Annotated in this window: 15 protein-coding genes; 11 read left to right on the top strand and 4 right to left on the bottom strand. The window is 63.9% G+C overall.

Annotation, left to right across the window (positions count from 1 at the left end; translation table 11 throughout):
* Positions 1 to 2: 2 nt before the first annotated feature.
* Complete coding sequence (hemW, locus tag ABEA12_RS06775; RefSeq protein WP_210100812.1) at positions 3 to 1,232, top strand: radical SAM family heme chaperone HemW; 1,230 nt, start codon at positions 3 to 5, stop codon at positions 1,230 to 1,232.
* 77 nt (positions 1,233 to 1,309) lie between these two features.
* Here the strand turns inward: hemW and ABEA12_RS06770 are convergent, their stop codons facing one another.
* Positions 1,310 to 1,723: a DUF4870 domain-containing protein gene (locus ABEA12_RS06770; protein ID WP_210100811.1), complete on the bottom strand. Its 414-nt coding sequence runs from the start codon at positions 1,721 to 1,723 to the stop codon at positions 1,310 to 1,312.
* A gap of 213 nt (positions 1,724 to 1,936) precedes the next feature.
* Positions 1,937 to 2,794: a DUF3097 family protein gene (locus tag ABEA12_RS06765; protein ID WP_210100810.1), complete on the bottom strand. Its 858-nt coding sequence runs from the start codon at positions 2,792 to 2,794 to the stop codon at positions 1,937 to 1,939.
* A 280-nt stretch (positions 2,795 to 3,074) separates the two neighbouring features.
* Between ABEA12_RS06765 and hrcA the strand changes: the two genes are divergently transcribed.
* From hrcA to ABEA12_RS06750, 3 genes are read left to right on the top strand one after another with little or no spacing between them, the layout of a single operon-like run.
* A complete protein-coding gene (gene hrcA / locus ABEA12_RS06760; protein ID WP_210100809.1) occupies positions 3,075 to 4,088 on the top strand; it encodes a heat-inducible transcriptional repressor HrcA in 1,014 nt (337 codons plus the stop codon).
* A gap of 49 nt (positions 4,089 to 4,137) precedes the next feature.
* Positions 4,138 to 5,262, top strand: a complete 1,125-nt coding sequence (dnaJ, locus tag ABEA12_RS06755) for a molecular chaperone DnaJ (RefSeq protein WP_210100808.1) — start codon at positions 4,138 to 4,140, stop codon at positions 5,260 to 5,262.
* Entirely contained in the window at positions 5,259 to 6,062 is an 804-nt protein-coding gene (locus tag ABEA12_RS06750; protein ID WP_210100807.1) for a 16S rRNA (uracil(1498)-N(3))-methyltransferase, read from the top strand. The genes dnaJ and ABEA12_RS06750 overlap by 4 nt, the downstream gene beginning before the upstream one ends.
* A 174-nt stretch (positions 6,063 to 6,236) precedes the next feature.
* On the opposite strand, the gene ABEA12_RS06745 is transcribed toward ABEA12_RS06750, so the two are convergent.
* Positions 6,237 to 7,124: a GerMN domain-containing protein gene (locus tag ABEA12_RS06745; protein WP_210100806.1), complete on the bottom strand. Its 888-nt coding sequence runs from the start codon at positions 7,122 to 7,124 to the stop codon at positions 6,237 to 6,239.
* A gap of 434 nt (positions 7,125 to 7,558) precedes the next feature.
* On the opposite strand from ABEA12_RS06745, the gene ABEA12_RS06740 reads away from it, so the two are divergent.
* Genes ABEA12_RS06740 through era form a run of 4 tightly spaced genes read left to right on the top strand, consistent with a single transcriptional unit; the run spans position 7,559 to position 11,422 of the window.
* The gene (locus ABEA12_RS06740; protein ID WP_425571753.1) at positions 7,559 to 8,674 is read left to right on the top strand and encodes a PhoH family protein; all 1,116 of its coding nucleotides are present in this window, start codon (positions 7,559 to 7,561) and stop codon (positions 8,672 to 8,674) included.
* Positions 8,671 to 9,144 (top strand): rRNA maturation RNase YbeY, encoded by a 474-nt coding sequence (gene ybeY / locus ABEA12_RS06735; RefSeq protein ID WP_210100805.1) that lies wholly within the window; start codon positions 8,671 to 8,673, stop codon positions 9,142 to 9,144. Before ABEA12_RS06740 ends, ybeY begins: the two co-directional genes overlap by 4 nt.
* Positions 9,144 to 10,454, top strand: coding sequence for a hemolysin family protein (locus ABEA12_RS06730; RefSeq protein ID WP_210100804.1), 1,311 nt, complete (start codon positions 9,144 to 9,146; stop codon positions 10,452 to 10,454). The genes ybeY and ABEA12_RS06730 overlap by 1 nt, the downstream gene beginning before the upstream one ends.
* Positions 10,451 to 11,422 carry a GTPase Era gene (era, locus tag ABEA12_RS06725; protein ID WP_210100803.1) on the top strand — a complete coding sequence of 324 codons (972 nt, stop codon included), beginning with the start codon at positions 10,451 to 10,453 and terminating at the stop codon, positions 11,420 to 11,422. The genes ABEA12_RS06730 and era overlap by 4 nt, the downstream gene beginning before the upstream one ends.
* Before the next feature lie 143 nt (positions 11,423 to 11,565).
* Here the strand turns inward: era and ABEA12_RS06720 are convergent, their stop codons facing one another.
* A complete protein-coding gene (locus ABEA12_RS06720) occupies positions 11,566 to 12,351 on the bottom strand; it encodes an isocitrate lyase/PEP mutase family protein (protein WP_210100802.1) in 786 nt (261 codons plus the stop codon).
* Between the two features lie 476 nt (positions 12,352 to 12,827).
* On the opposite strand from ABEA12_RS06720, the gene leuA reads away from it, so the two are divergent.
* From leuA to ABEA12_RS06705, 3 genes are all read left to right on the top strand, one after another.
* Positions 12,828 to 14,570 carry a 2-isopropylmalate synthase gene (gene leuA / locus ABEA12_RS06715; RefSeq protein WP_210100801.1) on the top strand — a complete coding sequence of 581 codons (1,743 nt, stop codon included), beginning with the start codon at positions 12,828 to 12,830 and terminating at the stop codon, positions 14,568 to 14,570.
* Between the two features lie 86 nt (positions 14,571 to 14,656).
* Positions 14,657 to 15,409, top strand: coding sequence for a DNA repair protein RecO (gene recO, locus ABEA12_RS06710; RefSeq protein WP_210100800.1), 753 nt, complete (start codon positions 14,657 to 14,659; stop codon positions 15,407 to 15,409).
* The gene (locus ABEA12_RS06705) at positions 15,406 to 16,218 is read left to right on the top strand and encodes an isoprenyl transferase (protein ID WP_210100799.1); all 813 of its coding nucleotides are present in this window, start codon (positions 15,406 to 15,408) and stop codon (positions 16,216 to 16,218) included. The genes recO and ABEA12_RS06705 overlap by 4 nt, the downstream gene beginning before the upstream one ends.
* Positions 16,219 to 16,224: the final 6 nt, after the last annotated feature.

Below are 16,224 nucleotides of genomic sequence, written 5' to 3'. Positions count from 1 at the left end.
CGATGCCCTCTGCCCTTCCACTGGGGGACCCGGCGCCTGCGGACGGCCTGCTTCCGGCAAGCTGTGCCGACGGTGCCGCGGAACGAAGCTTTTCGCTGTACGTGCACATCCCGTTTTGTGCTGTGCGCTGCGGCTATTGCGACTTCAACACCTACACCGCGCACGAACTGGGGTCCGGTTCCAGCCAAGACACCTACGCCGAGGCGGTTTCCGCGGAGATCGCTTTTGGTGCGAAGGTGCTCACCGATTCGGGGATCGCGCCTAGGGAGGTTTCCACGGTGTTCTTCGGCGGGGGCACTCCGACGTTGCTGCCCGCCGAGGACCTGGTCCGGGTGCTGGGCGAGATCCGCACCCAATGGAACCTGGCCCCCGATGCCGAGGTCACCACGGAGGCGAACCCCGACTCGGTGACCCGCGAATCCCTGGCGGTGCTGGCCGATGGCGGGTTCACCCGCGTATCGATCGGCATGCAGTCGGCCATCCCGCACGTGTTGGCGACCCTTGACAGGACCCATGACCCCGAACGTGTGGGCCTAGCCGTGGATTGGGCGAAGGAAGCGGGACTCCAGGTCAGTGTCGATTTGATCTACGGGACCCCGGGCGAATCCATCGAGGACTGGCGCACCAGCGTGCACACCGCGCTGGGATATGACCCCGACCATATTTCGGCCTACGCGCTGATCATCGAGGACGGCACCCGCCTGGCCGGGCAGATCCGCCGCGGCGAAGTGCAGAATATCGACGATGATGACCACGCCGACAAGTACCTGATCGCCGACGAGCTCTTCGCCGCCGCGGGGTACCAGTGGTACGAGGTGAGCAACTGGTCCAAGACCGAAGAAACCCGTTGCCTGCATAACCTTGCTTACTGGCGGGGCGAGGACTGGTGGGGCGCGGGTCCCGGCGCCCACTCGCACGTCGGCGGGTTGCGCTGGTGGAACGTGAAGCACCCTGCGGCCTACCAGCAACGCATCGATGCCGGCACATCCCCGGCCGCCGGGAGGGAGAGTCCCGACGCCGAGGCGCGATACCTGGAGAAGTCGATGTTGCTCACCCGCATTGTCGACGGGATGGACACCGCCGAGCTGGCGCCGGAGGGCCGCAAGGCAATGGCCGGGCTGATCGCCGACGGCTTGGTGGTACCCGAGGCGGCGTTCGCCCAGCGGGTCGTGCTGACCTTGCAGGGCCGGCTGCTGGCTGACGCGGTGTTGCGGCGTTTGTTGGATTTCTGAACCAACACCACGTTGGTTGCATAAATAGACGGTGTGGCATGTGGTTGCCACACCGTCAATTTTTTGCCTGCTTGTTTCTAGTGGAAGAGCCTGAAGTTAAGTCCGTACCGGTAGGGACGTGACTTGTTGACGTTGATGCCGGCGCGCACACCGCTGATGGTCAGGAATAGCCAAACGGCCACCACGAGCACCGCGAAGATCCATCCGATTCCCGGTATCAGCGAGAAAAGGTGCAGCACGATGGCCAGGACTGTCAGCGGGAAGGTGAAGTTCAACGCTTCCTTGGACTCCTGTGCGGTGAACGGGCCGCGGTGGCGAAAGACGGCATAGATGATCAACGAGGGGACGCAGCCCAGGATGGCGCCGAAGTGGGCGATGGTGGCCCATTGCCGGTCTTCGGCAGGGGTCAGGGGTAGGGGCGCGACCGAGGAACCCTCGAATCTATCCGGCTGGCTGCTGTCGCCGGCTGCATTTCGTGCCTCTTCTACCACTGCTGGTTCCTCTTCGTTGCGTCGGGTGAATCGTCGGCCAGTTTATCCTCAAACCCGCTGGCTCGAGGAGCACAAATCACCTTTTGGCTGGCATTTGGCCTAACCGTGCCGCTTTGTTGTGGATTCGTGACCATCCGGCGTGCGCGACCTGCCCCTTTGCGCGGCGAGGAGAGGTTAATCACCCCTCGTTCGGTGGGGGCGGTCCCAGGGGTCCTAGGTGTACTCGCCTGCCGTGAGGAAGTCGATGACCTCTTCGATCCGGCCCAGCAGCGAGGGCTCAAGATCGGCGTAGGAGTGCACCTGGCCCAGGATCCGTTCCCACCCTTGGGCGATGTCGACCTGTTCCTGGTGGGGCCAGCCAAGCCCCTTGAGGATGCCGGTCTTCCAATCCGTTCCGCGCGGCACCACCGGCCAGGCCTTGATCTTCAGTGCCGAAGGCCTGATGGCCTGCCATACATCCACGTAGGGGTGGCCCACGATCAGCACGTTTCCTGCGGCGCCCGGCACCCGCATGGCCTCGGCCGCGATGCGCGCTTCCTTGGTGCCGGAAACCAGGTGGTCAACCAGGATGCCTAGTTTGCGCTGCGGCGAGGGGGCAAAAGCCTTGATGGCCCCGGCGAGGTCGTCGACGCCGTGCAGGGGTTCCACGACGATTCCCTCGACGCGCAGGTCGTGGCCCCAGACCTTTTCCACGAGCTGGGCATCGTGCTTGCCCTCGACCCAGATGCGACTGGCGCGGGCCGTGCGTGCCTTCATATCTGCCACCAAGCGTGAACCCGAGGCGCTGCGCGCGGTTCCCCTGGCGGCGGCGGGTGCAGGGGCCGGCTCGGTGATCTCCACCGGTTCGCCCTCGATCAGGAAGCCGAAGCCGGCGCGGAAGGACTTGGTTCGGCCATGGCGGTCCTCGAGCACCAACACCTGCATGCCCCCTGATTTCTCGGTGCGCACGACCTCTCCGACCCACCCGCTGTCCACGTCCTCGACGAGCAGGCCAAGGGCCACGGGGACCTTGCGCAAGACGCGCTTCTTCGGCGCGCTGATGTCTTGCGCGCCCCAGCCGTGGAGGTTCATGGGGTCTCTTTCGGTTCGTGGTCCCCGGAGCTTTGGTCCGTGGTTTGCCGGATGCCGGACACCGGAGGCGTGCCCGCGCGGTGCCATGGAGGGCAGATGCTTCGAATGTGTCATCGGTGACAATGGTCAAACCATGCTAGCAACAAGGGCCGAAGGTACTAGACTTGGCAGTTGAACGTGTCGAGTGCCAATGCCTCCCTGCAAACTCCGGCGCCCTTGCCGGGGCGTGTGCAGGGATTTTGCTTGACCATGGCGAACCGGCTTGCCAGGAGAGGTGAGAATGACCGACCCGCGTCGGCTCGAGGTCCTTCGAGCCATCGTTGAAGACTATGTGCAGTCCCGTGAACCCGTCGGTTCGCGTGCGCTGCTCGAGCGCCACAACCTCGGCGTCTCTGCCGCCACTATCCGCAACGACATGGCGTCTCTGGAGGACGAGGGGCTGATTGTCGCCCCGCACACCTCCTCGGGGCGCATCCCCACCGAGAAGGGCTACAGGCACTTCGTCGACCAAATCGGCGATGTCAAGCCGCTCTCGGTGGCCGAGCGCAGGGCCATCGCCGCCCTCATCGAGGGATCCCACGATGTCAACGAGGTGCTGGAGAACACCGTGCGGCTGCTGGCCACCATCACCCAACAGGTGGCGCTGATCCAGGTTCCGCAATACTCCAACGCGACGGTCCGCCACATCGAACTTGTCGCCTTGGGGGCCGGACAGACCCTGGTGGTGCTTATTGCTTCCAGCGGCCGGGTCGAGCAACGCGTGATCCTGTTGCCAACCTCGGTGGGGGATGAAGTCCTGGCGGGATTGCGCCAGGTGCTGCTCTCGGTGCTTAACGCAAAGCCCATTTCCGATGTTGCCCGGCTTGCCCTGGGCATCCCGGAGCTGGTGTCCCCGGGCATGGCCCCGGCGGTGCGCACGATCGCCGAGGCCCTCTCGGCCCTGGCACGCAACTCCTCGGTGGACCGGATCCTCACCGCCGGGACGGCGAACCTGGCACGCTCCAACCTGGATTTCCCGCTGAGCATCACCCCGGTGCTCGAGGCGTTGGAGGAACAGGTGGTGCTGCTGCGGCTCTTCTCCGAGCTCGAGCAGGATGCCCATGGCATCGCCGTGGGCATCGGCACCGAAAACCAGTACATTGCCTTGACCGAGGCCTCGGTGGTTGCCACCGGATACGGGCACGGTGAACAAGCGATGATCGGCGTGCTGGGGCCCACCCGTATGAACTATCCGACATCCATGGCCGCGGTCCGTGCCGTGGCCCGGTATCTTTCACGAATCTTGGCCAGCTGATGCTGGTTGATGCACATTTTTTAGCGTACGAAAGGACACAGCGAGCACTGTGAGCACCCATTACGAAGTCCTGGGCGTCAGCAAGGACGCCACCGGCGAGGAAATCAAGAAGGCCTACCGCAAGCTGGCCCGCAAGCACCACCCGGACGTGAATCCCGGGGAAGATTCCGCGGAGACCTTCAAGCTGGTCACCCGCGCCTACGAGGTGCTTTCCGATTCCGGCAAGCGGGCGAACTACGACGCCACCGGAAATGAAAACGGCAACGGTCAGGCCGGCTTTGGCGGTGGCGGTGGCGGCGGGTTCGGTGACATCTTTGAGCAGTTCTTCGGCGGCGGAGGTGCCCAGGGCCCGGCATCGCGTACCCAACGCGGACGCGATGCGCTGATCACCGCGACCATCGACCTGGCCGATGCCGTCACCGGCACCGTCTACCCGCTTGAAATGGAAACGGCCGTCACCTGCCCGACGTGCGACGGCACCTGCTGCCGCCCGGGCACGGCTCCGGTCACCTGCACCATTTGCCATGGCGCGGGCCAGGTCCAGCGCCCGGTGCGCTCCTTCCTGGGGCAAATGATGACGGTGGAGACCTGTGCTGCATGCCGCGGTTTCGGCACCACCATCCCTGAGCCTTGCACCGAGTGCAACGGCCAGGGCCGCATCCGCGAACGCATCTCCAAGCAGTTGCGCGTTCCGGCCGGCGTCGCCAGCGGAACCCGGATCCACCTTGCCAACCAGGGCGAAGCAGGACCCGGCGGCGGGCCTAACGGCGACTTGTACGTCGAGCTTGAGGTCCGACGGCACAAGATCTTCGAACGCGACGGCGTTGATTTGCACGCCCGCATGTCAGTGCCGATGACCGCGGCGGCATTGGGAGCGGACCTCGAGCTGGAAACCTTCGACGGTGTCCAGGTCGTGGAGGTCGAATCCGGTGCCCAGTCCGGGGACACGGTGCAGCTGGCCGGTCTGGGCATCCCGCGCCTGCGCGGGGGCAAGCGCGGGGACATCATCGTCCACCTTCAGGTGGAGACCCCCAACAAGATCGATGCTGCGCAGCGCGAACTGCTCGAACAGCTCGCCAAGCTCCGCGGCGAGGAATTCGCCGAGGGACGCATGGAAAACAGTGGAGGCATGTTCTCACGACTGCGCGGGAAGTTCGGCAACCTGGGCGCATGAGCAACCAATGCTTCGTCCTTCCCGCCGGCGGGCTCTCATCGGCGCGCACGGGCACCGAACTGCATTTGGAGGGGCCCGAAGGCCACCACGCGGTGATGGTCAAGCGTGTGCGCCCCGGGGAGATGATCAACCTTGTCGATGGAAGCGGGGTGCGTGCTGTCACCGAGGTCACCGGCACGCAGAAGGCCGCGCTTGACGGGATAGTGCGCCACTTGGATATCGAGCAGCCGGCAGCGGTGTCGATCACCTTGGTCCAGGCCCTGGCCAAGGGCGATCGTGACCTCCAAGCCGTGGAATCCGCTGTCGAGCTGGGCATAGACGCCGTGCGTCCCTGGCAATCGGAGCGCTCCATCGTGCGCTGGAACGAGGCCAAGGCCGCCAAGGCACTGGCCAAGTGGGAAGCGACGGTGCTTGCGGCACTGAAGCAATCCCGGCGCACTTTCCTGCCCGAGGTGCGCGGGATGCTCAGCAGCACCGAGCTGGCTGGCGAGTTTGCCCGCTGTGATTGCGCCCCCGGGCCCGCCTTGGTCATCGTCCTGCATGAACGCGGCACCGAACCACTCTCCGCGACGGTGGCCACATGGTTCGCGGGACTTGGGCCGGCCCAGGGGGCAGAGCACGCCCAGCGCCCGGAAATCCAGTTGGTGGTGGGCCCCGAAGGCGGGATCAGCGATTCCGAGTTGGAAAAGTTCGTGGAGGCGGGTGCCAAGGTGGCTCTGCTGGGCCACCATGTGCTGCGTGCCTCGACCGCCGGCCCCGCCGCCGTGGTGCTGACCCGGCACTTGCTGGGCCAGCTCTAGGGCCAGTGATGCGCCAGTCGCTTTCGCAAAGCGCGGATCCCGGGTCCGGAAGGCTGTTTACGCCCTCCGTACCCGGGATCTTTTTCTTTTAGTGGTGCGGTCCCGTGGGTTCGATGTCCGGATTCCGTCCTTGCGCCGGTGGCTTGGCTGCAGGTATAACCGTTAGCGGCCGGGTTACTCGGTGACCGTGAAGTTTTTGGTCTCCTTGGCGAGAGGCTTCTTGCTCTGGGCGTCAACGCCCCACAGGGAGAAGGTGTAGTCCCCGGGAGCAAGCACGTGGCTGAAGGAGAATTCGTTGTGGTCCAGCGATTGGCCTCCTGTTTCCAGGGTTCCCCTGGCTACGACGGGCTTTGGGTCCTCTTCGCTGTCGCGACGGGTGATCTTCCAGTTTTCACCGCCGGAGAACTTGGCGCTGACACCGTGGAAAGTAACCCGTCCGGCCTTCTTTGTCGTACCGTACTGCGGGTCGATGACCCACAGCGGCGCAGCGAGCTTGGGGTCCCGCACGAAATTGTGGTCCAGCGGGACATGGCCAAAGGCATCGTAGGCCGGCTGCCCGTCAACCAGGATGCGTACGCTGGGCTCGAGGCCTTCGCTGAGGATTCCGGCGTTTGAGGCGGCGGCCGTTGCCGTGAACACCAACTGGGCGATGGCGCGCTCCGCCAATCCCAGGTCGAGCTTCGAGCTGAATGCCTTGGCCGAGATATCTACCGTAATCACGTTGTCAGGGCTCACCGATGCACCAACGGTTTCACTCGGGTGCCAGACGCTGAAATAATCCGGGTCCTCGGGTTTTTCCGCGAGGATGTAGCGCACTGAATCGGCGATAGGATCCGAGGCCCCGGCGACCTGCACAAACTCGCGGTACAGCGATACGGTTCCGTCGGTCTTGCCCAACCAGTAGACCGGGATGTTCCTGCTCGCGCTCAAGGACTCCATCCCCACGTTGGACAGCGGGGATTTGGTGTTGGCACTGGTGGCACCGGTGGGCATCGAATATTTATCGCCCGGGGCACCCAGGCCGCAAGCGGCCAAGGCGCCAAGAACCAAGGTGAGACCCAAAACAGCTATGCGGGTTCGGGATGAACGACGGGAACGATGCATCTGAATTGAAAAGGCTCTCTCAAGTGAGACGGGGACTAGCAGGATCGCCAATGCGGGGGGGGAGTGCCGCAGGCGAAGACAAGTCAAGCTTGGCACAACACGATGTGCGGAGGGGCCCGAATCCGATGATTTCGCAGGACCGTTGCCCGATTGATATATCTTCGTCGAAGTTGTTCCCGAATCGTTGCACTTGGTGCCGTGCAGTGCCAGTGGCAGAAATTCCCGGGCAATCGCCAGCGCGCACCCTTGCGGACGTCACATGGTAGAGCGAGCCATTCGCCGGTCCCCGGGCGCGGATATCACGATAGGATTGATGGCGTGTGGGGAACCATGGCAGCGGAAGTACCGTGGCGCCATTTGCCGGCACGGAATGCGGAGGCAGCAACAGTTATATGGACCAACATGTGAGCCAAGAGGGCAGGCGCCGGGGAACCGACGCGCTGGTCCAGTTCGACAGTTCGGACCAAATGGTTGCGACGCTCGGAGCGCACGATGAATTGCTGCGCGTGATCACCGGGGCCTACCCGTCGGTGGAGTTGCACGTACGCGGCAACGAACTACGGGTCAACGGTGATCCAACCCAGGCGCACAAGGCACTGCGGGTCATCACCGAGGCACGCACGCTGGCCACAAACGGCACCAGGATCTCCGCCCAGACCATCGAGCAGCTAGTGCGGATGCTGGAGAACACCGGTGCCGAATCCGGCTCGTCTGCCCTGGGGCTGAAGATCCTCTCCGGCAGGGGCAGGGCGATCCGTCCCAAGACGGTGAACCAGAAATCATATGTCGATGCGATCGACGAGAACACCGTGATCTTCGGCATCGGTCCCGCCGGCACCGGCAAGACCTACCTGGCGATGGCTAAGGCCGTGGCTGCGCTGCAGGCCAAGGAAGTCAGCCGCATCATCCTCACCCGCCCCGCCGTCGAGGCAGGGGAGAAGCTCGGGTTCCTGCCCGGGACCCTGACAGACAAGATCGATCCCTACTTGCGTCCCCTTTACGATGCGCTGCACGACATGATCGAACCTGACTCGATGCCACGGCTGCTGGCGGCCGGAACCATCGAGGTCGCTCCCTTGGCCTACATGCGCGGACGCACCTTGAACGACGCCTTCATCATCCTTGACGAGGCTCAGAACACCACCCCGGAACAAATGAAGATGTTCCTGACCCGCTTGGGCTTGGGCTCCAAGATCGTGGTCACCGGGGACATCACCCAGGTCGACCTGCCCGGGGGCACCAAGTCCGGGCTGCGCGTGGTCGCCGAGATCCTCGAAGGCGTGGACGACATCGCCTTCTGCGAACTTGACGCGACCGACGTGGTCCGCCACCGGCTCGTCGGCTCGATCGTCACCGCTTACGAGCGCTGGACAGAACGACAGGACCCCAACTTCAACCGTTCCAAGGCGCGTGCCCGGCGACTTGGCACGGCCGCACGGAACCCCGGAACACCAGCCAAAGCAGAACACCGTGAGAACGGGTCACCAAACCAGGAGCAGGCCCCATGAGCGTAGAGGTCAACAACGAATCCGCCATAGAGGCGCAGTTGGAGCAGATCAGCGCCTTGGGGCGCCACGTCCTAGCCGAACTGAATGTCCATCCCGAAACGGACGTGTCCATCATCTTGCTCGACGAGGAGCCGATGAGCACGCTGCACGTCCAGTGGATGGATCTCGAGGGACCCACCGACGTGATGAGCTTCCCGATGGACGAGCTTCGTCCCGGGGCCCCCGGTTCCCCTAGCGAGGCCGGAATGCTCGGAGACATCGTGATCTGCCCGCAGGTCGCCACCACCCAGGCGAACACCGGCGGGCATTCGGTCCAGGACGAGATCCTGCTGCTGGCCACCCACGGCATGCTGCACCTGTTGGGCTTCGACCATGCCGAGCTCGAGGAGAAGGAGCTCATGTTCGCCCTGCAGCGCCAGCTTCTCGAAGCCTTCCTGGGCCGCCCCGCTCCCCGGGAGACGATGGATTAGTGACCGCGACAATTCTCGCGTTGTGTGCGCTGGCCTTCATCCTGTGCGCTGCCATGCTTGCCGCTGCCGAGTCGGCATACCTTTATCTCTCGCGCCAACAGGCCGAGGCCCTGCGCAGCGAATCGAAAAAGAGGTACCTGAGCAACATCCTGGCTGACACCCTGAGCCACACGCATGCCGTGCGTTTTTGGCGCATCTGGTTTGAGACGGCCTCGGCGGTTGCCGTGGCACTGCTCTTCTATGACCGCCTGGAAAACATTTGGCTGATCGGGCTGCTGGCGACCATCACGATGGCCGCCGTCAGCTTCGTGCTGGTCGGGGTATCCCCGCGGCGCTTCGGTCGAAGCCACGCAGAGTCATTCGTGCGCCACACCGCGCCGATGATCCGTTTTCTGCGCGTTGTCCTGGGACCGATCCCGACCTGGTTGGTGGGAATCGGCAAGGCCATGAGCCCGGCTTCGGTCTCCGAGGAGGAGGGGTTCCTCTCCAAGGAACGGCTGCGCGACTTGGTGGACAGGGCCACCGAGGGCGATGAGCTCGAGGACGAGGCCGCGGACATCATCAACTCCGTCTTCGACATGGGAGACACCTACGTCCGCTCCGTGATGGTGCCGCGCACCGAGATGAAGACCATCGAGCGCGGTGAGACCCTGAACGCGGCAATGGATCTGTTCCTGGCCTCGGGCCGCTCGCGGGTCCCGATCATCGGGGAGGACGCCGATGACATCTTCGGTATCGTCTACCTCAAGGACGTGGCCTACAAGTTGTACCTGAGCCCGGATTCCACCGGCACCGTCGATGCCCTGGCCCGACCGGCCCGGTACGTCCCGGAATCCAAATCGGTGGCTGAGCTGTTGCCCGAGCTACAACAGGAATCCACGCACATGGCCATCGTCATCGACGAGTACGGCGGCACCGCGGGCCTTGTCACCCTCGAGGACCTCATCGAGGAAATCGTGGGGGAGATCGACGACGAGTACGACAGGGCCAGGGCCGACATCGAGGACCTGGGACACGGGAACTTCGTGGTCCGGGCGCACACCTCCATCGACGAACTGGCCGAGCTTTTCGACATCGAGATCGAAGAGGACGAGGTCGACTCGGTCGGCGGGCTGCTGGGCAAGGTGCTTGAATCGGTGCCGGTGCTCGGATCCCATGCCACCTTCCAAGGCATCGATTTGAAGGTCCTCTCATTGAGCGGACGAAGCAACCGGATCGGCAAGATCCTGGTGTGCAAGGCAGAAGAAAAATTCAACACACGCGCACAACACGCCAACAAGGATGCAGGGCATCACAAGGAGCAATCATGAGCCGGAACATCAAGAAGCCAGAGCTGCTGCCCACCGGAGGCTGGCCAGAGGACTTCCGCGCCGGATTCACCTCCTTCGTGGGCCGCCCGAATGCGGGCAAGTCGACGCTCACCAATGCGCTGGTGGGACAGAAGGTCGCCATCACCTCGGCCAAGCCGCAAACCACCCGGCACACCATCCGCGGGATCGTGCACCGCGAGGACGCCCAGCTGATCCTCGTGGACACCCCGGGCCTGCACCGTCCACGCACGTTGCTGGGCCAGCGCCTCAATGACCTGGTCGCAGACACCCTCTCCGAGGTCGACGCCATCGGCTTCTGCCTTCCGGCCAATGAGAAGATCGGTCCCGGCGACAGGTACATCGCGGCCCAGCTGGCCCAATTGCAAAAGAAGCCGATCGTTGCGATCGTGACCAAGGCCGACACCGTGGACCGGGCTGCCCTGATGGCCCAGCTGCTCGCCGTGACCGCATTGGGCGTCGAAACCCTCGGTGAGGGCGGCTGGGCCGCCGTGGTGCCGGTATCGGCGACCGGCGACTTCCAGGTCTCCGAGGTGGCCGACGTGCTGGTGGCCCAGTTGCCGCTCTCCCCGCCGCTGTATCCCGACGGCGAACTGACCGACGAGCCCGAGGCCATCATGGTCGCCGAGCTCATCCGCGAGGCCGCCCTCGAAGGGGTGCGCGATGAACTTCCGCACTCCCTGGCGGTGGTCGTGGAGGAGATTGTTGCGCGCGAGGGACGCCCGGAGGACAAGCAGCTGCTGGATGTGCGGGTGAACCTCTATGTTGAGCGGTCCAGCCAGAAAGCCATCATCATCGGCAAGGGCGGGGCGCGGCTTCGCGATGTGGGAACACGCTCGCGCAAGGCCATCGAGGCGCTGCTGGGCACCCGCGTGTATCTTGACCTACACGTGAAGATCGCCAAGGAATGGCAGCGCGACCCCAAGCAGCTGGGCAAGCTCGGCTTCTAGGCACGGAAGTGGATCTACGGCGGCACCCAATGGACCCTCGGTGCCGCCGGGCCGCGGACGTTGCGGTCCTTGCAGGAGCGTTTGGCGCCCCTAGGCCCATCAAAGTCAGCCTCTCCTTTGCGAGGCCAAGGACAGAAGTCAACTCACCCTGAGGGTTCCTGGCGGTATTCCGCCAAGCGCGACTGCATCGCCCAGTATCCGGTGGCCACAGGGGTTGAATGGCCATCACGCAAGTTGGTGGCCGCTCGCACGGCGGCGTCCACTGAACAACGGTAGGGCAGGGATCCTGAACTCACACGTCTGACGCCAAGTCCTCCTAGCTCGGGTACGGTCAAAGTTGGATGCGCCAAGACATTGACTGGCAGATCGACGCCCGCCGTGAGACGGGCGATGTGCTCCGGGTCAGCGATTCCCGGGACAAAGATCCCGTCGGCCCCTGCCTCGGCGTAGATCCGGGCACGCTCCACTACCGCGTCAACGGTAGCTTCTTCGGAAAACCACAAATTATCCACCCGCGCGTTGACAAAGATTTCCGGGGTCCGCCGCTTGACACAGATGATTTTGGCGGCTGCAACCGTCGGGGCAACCAAATGCCCGAGTCTGCTGTCCTCGATGTTTATTCCGGCAACGCCCATTTCGGCAAGCTCAGCAACGAATGACGCGACGTCCTCGGCATCGTCGGCATAGCCATCCTCAATGTCCGCCGTGATGTGGACCGGCAGTCGGCTCAGCTGCTGAAGCAGTGCCTTTGTCGCCGCTTTACTCGCCCGGCCGCCGTCGGGCCACCCAGCAGCGGCTGCGACGCCGAAACTTGACGTCCCTACGGCACCAAAACCTTCTGCGACGAAGGCCAGTGCCGATCCGACATCCCAGGCATTGGGCAGGAAAAAAGGTTCTTTTGCATCGTGTAGTTCCCGGAACGTTGTCATGTTACTTCCCAAGCCATGCCAGTCAGGCCGGTGGCCTGGGGCTCCTAATTCTACGAGTCCCACCGTTGATTCGAGCAGGTCCATGCAAATATATATTTCCATCCTCACGCTCGTTGCCGTCCAACCCAAGCAGCGCCGTTTGTGTGTTGAGGGAAGTCCTCGTCAGAGACCATGCATGTGTTTGGCTCACCCCACAGCTATGCATGGCGGCAAGCTAGTCCCGACCCGGCGTGCCTGTTGCGTCAGCGGTCCGAACACTCGAGGTTTTGTGACAAGGCCCCGCAATAATTGTTCGACAAATCACGGGCAGCCCGGCTGCGGTGCTACGTTGAGAAGATGCATTTCGGACTACTTCTCCTAAGCCGCCGCGGCGAGAACCACACAGGACTCTAACGCGTCCTTCGGCCGACCCCTCGCTGCGGAGTCACCCATTGTCACGGCCTACCTTCTCACCACCACAGAAAAGGCCCCTTGAAATGCAAAACATGCAAAAGCCCTCTGGAATGCCCATCCACAAATATGTGCCCTTCCAGGACCAGATCAACGTCTCGCTGCCCGATCGCACGTGGCCGGACAATTACATCACCTCCGCCCCTCGATGGTGCGCTGTTGACCTGCGCGACGGCAATCAGGCGCTCATCGACCCTATGAGTCCCGAGCGCAAGCACAAGATGTTCGACCTGCTGGTGAAGATGGGCTTCAAGGAGATCGAGGTAGGTTTCCCCTCCGCCTCGCAGACGGACTTTGACTTCGTCCGCCAGCTCATTGAGCAGGACCGGATTCCCGGGGACGTCACGATCCAGGTCCTCACCCAGGCCCGCGAACACCTGATCCAGCGCACCTATGAATCACTCGAGGGCGCCAAGCAGGCAATCGTCCACCTCTACAACTCCACCTCGGTGCTCCAGCGCCGCGTGGTTTTCAATCAGGACCAGGACGGGATCCTCGACATTGCATTGACCGGGGCACGGCTGTGCAAGAAGTTCGAAGAACAGATGGTCGGCACCAGGATCACCTACGAGTACTCCCCGGAGTCCTTCACCGGAACCGAACTGGAGTACGCAAAGCGCGTCTCGGACGCCGTGGCTGAGGTGTTGGAGGCGTCCCCGGAGAACAAGATGATCCTGAACCTGCCGGCGACCGTCGAAATGGCTACCCCGAACGTCTACGCAGACTCGATCGAGTGGATGCACCGGAACCTTCAAAACCGCGAGTCGATCGTACTCTCGCTGCACCCGCACAACGACCGTGGCACCGGGGTTGCAGCCGCCGAGCTCGGTTACCTCGCCGGGGCCGACCGCATCGAAGGATGCCTGTTCGGCAACGGTGAGCGCACCGGCAACGTCGACCTGATCACCCTGGGCATGAACCTGTTCGGCCAGGGCATCGACCCGCAGATCGATTTCTCCGACATGGACGAGATCCGCCGGACGGTCGAATACTGCAACCAGCTGCCTGTTCCCGAACGTTCCCCCTACGGCGGGGACCTGGTCTTCACCGCGTTCTCCGGCTCCCACCAGGATGCCATCAAGAAGGGCTTCGAGGTCATGGAGGCCGATGCAAAGGCCGCCGGGAAGACCGTGGATGAAATCGAATGGGCGGTCCCGTACCTGCCGGTGGATCCCAAGGACATCGGACGCTCCTACGAGGCAGTGATCCGCGTGAACTCGCAGTCCGGCAAGGGCGGGGTCGCGTACCTGCTCAAGAGCGAGCACTCCCTGGATTTGCCGCGCCGCGCACAAATCGAGTTCTCAGGCGTCATCCAGCGCAAGACCGAGGGCGAGGGCGGGGAGGTTTCCTCGGCCGCGATCTGGGAAGCCTTCCAGGACGAGTACCTGCCGGTGACCGAGGGATCCAACGGCGAGGAGTGGGGCCGCTTCAAGCTCGGCTCCGTGACCGCCGACACCGCCGAGGACGGCAGTTTCGAACTCACCGCAACCTTGGTCATCGACGGTGTACCGCATCGCCGATCGGCCACCGGCAACGGCCCGATCAACGCGTTGGTGCAGATCCTCGGCGCCGAGGGCGTTGACGCGCGGGTGCTGGACTTCACCGAACATGCGCTTTCCGAGGGCGGAAACGCCGCTGCGGCGGCCTACGTCGAATGCGCCGTGGGTGAGCGGGTGCTCTGGGGAGTGGGCGTTGACACCAACACCACCATCTCCTCGCTCAAGGCCGTGATCTCCGCGGTCAACCGTGCGGTGCGCGACATCGCCTAGGGCTTCGGGTTCCACGCCATGGAGGTCGGTGCACGGGCGTACGCCCGTGCACCGACCTCCGCGCTTTGTCTGGGATCATTGGTTACGTGCCACGTTCATCATTTGCAGCGAAAAGCTACCGCACCCGCGGTATTGTCCTGCGCACCCACAAACTGGGGGAAGCGGACCGGATCATCACGTTGCTGAGTCCCGAGTTCGGGGTGCTGCGCGCCGTGGCCAAGGGCGTGCGGCGCACCCGGTCAAGGATGGGTGCCACGCTCGAGCCGTTCATGGAGGTCGAGGCGCAGATCGTTGCCGGGCGTTCCCTGCACACCATCATCCAGGCGCAGCTGCGCCACCCGTACGGGCAGGCATTGGTGGCCGACTATCCCGCTTATACCGCCGGGGCGGCGATGCTTGAAACCGCCGAACGGCTCACCGATGCCGATGCCGATTCCCTCGGTGCGCAATACAGATTGCTGCATGGCGCCTTGGCCACCCTTGCCCGCGGCGGCCACGAACCGGGTACGGTGCTGGACTCCTACCTCTTGCGCGCCCTGGCGGCCGCCGGTTGGGCCCCGAGCTTCACCCATTGCGTACGGTGCGGCGCAGCGGGACCGCACCGGGCGGTCAACGTGCCCTTGGGCGGGGTGGTCTGTCATGATTGCCGTCCTCCCGGATCCATGTCTCCGTCACCGGCGACGGTCACCTTGCTGGCCGCCTTGCTTGCCGGAGACTGGGAGACCGTTGATGGCGCCGATGGCGCAACACGCGCCCAGGCGGCGCCAATCGTTGCCAATTACCTGCAATTCCACCTTGAACGCGTGGTCAAATCCCTTAAACTCGTGGAGCGAACATGAGCAAGACCCCCAAGATCACCGGCAAACCAGGACCAAGAGTCCCCGCGCTTCGTCCGCAGGATGCACCGATGCCACGCATCCAACCCCTATTGGTGCCACAGCACGTGGCGATCGTGATGGATGGCAACGGTCGCTGGGCCAACCAGCGCGGACTGGCCCGCACCGAGGGCCACCGGGCGGGTGAGGCGGCGCTGCTGGATGTGATGGCCGGCGCGGTGCAGATGGGCATCAAGTACGTCTCTGTCTACGCGTTCTCCACAGAGAACTGGAAGCGCAGCCCCGAGGAGGTGCGCTTCCTGATGGGCTTCTCACGCGACGTGCTGCGCCGGCAACGCGACACGCTCAACGGCTGGGGCGTGCGGATCCGTTGGGCCGGGCGCGAGCCACGGCTCTGGCGCTCGGTGGTCAACGAGCTCAAAGCCGCCGAGGAGCTCACTGCCGGGAACCAAAGCTGCCAGCTGACCATGTGCGTGAACTACGGGGGCCGGGCGGAAATCGCGGATGCGGTACGCGCGATTGCCGAGCAGGTCGCCGCCGGGACCCTGAAGCCGTCCCAAGTCACCGAGAAAACGGTGGCTAAGCACCTGGACGAGCCCGAGATGCCCGATGTCGACCTGTTCCTGCGCACCAGCGGCGAACAGCGCACCTCGAACTTCCTGCTGTGGCAGTCCGCCTACGCTGAAATGGTCTTCATCGATGAATTGTGGCCCGACGTGGACCGCACGACCCTCTGGGCCGCCGTCCAGGAATACGCCAGCCGGGATCGCCGCTACGGCGGAGCGATTGATAAGCCTGCTGCCGACGCGTAGCAGCTG

Source organism: Paeniglutamicibacter antarcticus, from assembly GCF_039544305.1.
Taxonomy (GTDB): Bacteria; Actinomycetota; Actinomycetes; order Actinomycetales; family Micrococcaceae; genus Paeniglutamicibacter; species Paeniglutamicibacter antarcticus_C.
Note: the sequence above shows the minus strand (reverse complement) of the source record. Positions and strands in the feature narration are given on the sequence as shown.